The 2,184-nt window shown below is 54.8% G+C and carries 2 rRNA genes; both read right to left on the bottom strand.

Annotated features, from left to right (window positions below):
* Positions 1–6: 6 nt before the first annotated feature.
* Positions 7–123 (bottom strand): 5S ribosomal RNA (gene rrf / locus ACYU7G_RS17420).
* 106 nt (positions 124–229) lie between these two features.
* A 23S ribosomal RNA gene (locus ACYU7G_RS17415) occupies positions 230–2,184 on the bottom strand; the annotation flags it as partial.

The raw sequence follows: 2,184 nt of genomic DNA, 5'->3' as shown, positions 1-2,184 counted from the left end.
TTATAAGTCCGGCGGCGTCCTAGTCTCCCACAGCGTCCCCGCTGCAGTACCATCGGCGCTGAGAGGCTTAACTTCCGGGTTCGGGATGGGACCGGGTGTTTCCCTCTCGCCATGGCCACCGAAACACTATAGAAATAGCGATCGAAGAAACCGGCAAGAAATATTGAATTATCTCTTCGGTTCCCGACCGTATCTCGAGAACCTCACAGTGGACGCGTAGCATCTTTGTAGGAACAAGCCCTCGGCCTATTAGTATCGGTCAGCTCCATGCCTTTCAGCACTTCCACATCCGACCTATCACCCTGTGGGCTACAGGGGGCCTTACCAGATTAATTCTGTGGGAGCCCTCATCTTGAAGCGTGCTTCCCGCTTAGATGCTTTCAGCGGTTATCACTTCCCAACGTAGCCAACCAGCCGTGCTCTTGGCAGAACAACTGGCACACCAGAGGTTAGTCCGTCCCGGTCCTCTCGTACTAAGGACAGCTCTTCTCAAGACTCCTACGCGCGCAGCGGATAGGGACCGAACTGTCTCACGACGTTCTAAACCCAGCTCGCGTGCCGCTTTAATGGGCGAACAGCCCAACCCTTGGGACCGACTCCAGCCCCAGGATGCGACGAGCCGACATCGAGGTGCCAAACCATGCCGTCGCTATGGACGCTCGGGCAAGATCAGCCTGTTATCCCCGGGGTACCTTTTATCCGTTGAGTCCTGGCGCTTCCATATGCCACCAGAAGATCACTAGTCCCGACTTTCGTCCCTGCTCGAGATGTCTCTCTCGCAGTCAAGCTCCCTTGTGCACTTACACTCGAAACCTGATTACCAACCAGGCTGAGGGAACCTTTGGGCGCCTCCGTTACCTTTTAGGAGGCGACCGCCCCAGTCAAACTACCCATCAGGCACTGTCCCTGATCCAGATAATGGACCTAGGTTAGATAACTAGAACGACCAGAGTGGTATTTCAACGATGACTCCACCCGAACTGGCGTCCGGGCTTCAAAGTCTCCCACCTATCCTACACAAGTCGTCCCAATCACCAATACCAAACTATAGTAAAGGTCCCGGGGTCTTTCCGTCCTGCTGCGCGTAACGAGCATCTTTACTCGTAATGCAATTTCGCCGAGTTCATGGTGGAGACAGCGCCCAAATCGTTACTCCATTCGTGCAGGTCGGAACTTACCCGACAAGGAATTTCGCTACCTTAGGATGGTTATAGTTACCACCGCCGTTTACTGGGGCTTAAGTTCAGCGCTTCGCCATACGGCTAACACTTCCCCTTAACCTTCCAGCACCGGGCAGGAGTCAGTCCGTATACATCGTCTTTCGACTTAGCACGGACCTGTGTTTTTAGTAAACAGTCGCTTGGGCCTGGTCTCTGCGACCTTCAACGCTTTCGAAGAAAATTCTAATACGTATCCGGTCCCCCTTATCCCGAAGTTACGGGGGTATTTTGCCGAGTTCCTTCACCATGATTATCTCGATCGCCTTGGTATTCTCTACCTATCCACCTGTGTCGGTTTGGGGTACGGGCCGCAACACACGTCGCTCACGAAGCTTTTCTAGGCAGCATAGGATCACTCAATCCACACAAACGTGCAGACCCATCATGTCTCAGGCTTGATGAGACGCGGATTTACCTACGCCTCGCCCTACACACTTAGCCCGGGACAACCAACGCCCGGGATGAGCTACCTTCCTGCGTCCCTCCGCAGCTTGCCTAATACGAGTTCGGGTCACAGACTCAGCCGGCATCCGTCCGAAGACATCAACCAGCCTCGCATGCTTAGCATCACTCGATTCAGCAGGGGCCGTGTGATACGGGTACGGGAATATCAACCCGTTGTCCATCGACTACGCCTGTCGGCCTCGCCTTAGGTCCCGACTTACCCAGGGCAGATTAGCTTGACCCTGGAACCCTTGGATATTCGGCGGACGGGTTTCTCACCCGTCTTTCGCTACTCATGCCTGCATTCTCACTCGTGTGCTCTCCACGACTGGGTCACCCCGCCGCTTCAACGCGCACACGACGCTCCCCTACCCACCCGTGCGACATTACTGTCATATGCACGAGTGCCATAGCTTCGGCGGATAACTTGAGCCCCGCTAAATTGTCGGCGCAGAATCACTTGACCAGTGAGCTATTACGCACTCTTTCAAGGGTGGCTGCTTCCAAGCCAACCTCCTGG

This window comes from Tessaracoccus terricola, assembly GCF_054776555.1.
Note: the sequence above shows the minus strand (reverse complement) of the source record. Positions and strands in the feature narration are given on the sequence as shown.